We start from the raw sequence: 208 nt of genomic DNA, 5'->3' as shown, positions 1-208 counted from the left end.
AAAGAAAGCGTAATAGCTCGACTGGTCGAGTCGGCCGCGCGGAAGATGTAACGGGGCTAAACCATGCACCGAAGCTGCGGCAGCGACACTTATGTGTTGTTGGGTAGGGGAGCGTTCTGTAAGCCTGCGAAGGTGTACTGTGAGGTATGCTGGAGGTATCAGAAGTGCGAATGCTGACATAAGTAACGATAATGCGGGTGAAAAACCC

General features: G+C 52.4%; 1 rRNA gene. It reads left to right on the top strand.

Annotation, left to right across the window (positions count from 1 at the left end):
• Positions 1-208: ribosomal RNA gene (locus tag BHE89_RS04315) — 23S ribosomal RNA — on the top strand; the annotation flags it as partial.

The sequence above is a fragment of the Shigella sp. FC1967 genome, from assembly GCF_001743005.1.
GTDB lineage: Bacteria > Pseudomonadota > Gammaproteobacteria > Enterobacterales > Enterobacteriaceae > Proteus.
Note: the sequence above shows the minus strand (reverse complement) of the source record. Positions and strands in the feature narration are given on the sequence as shown.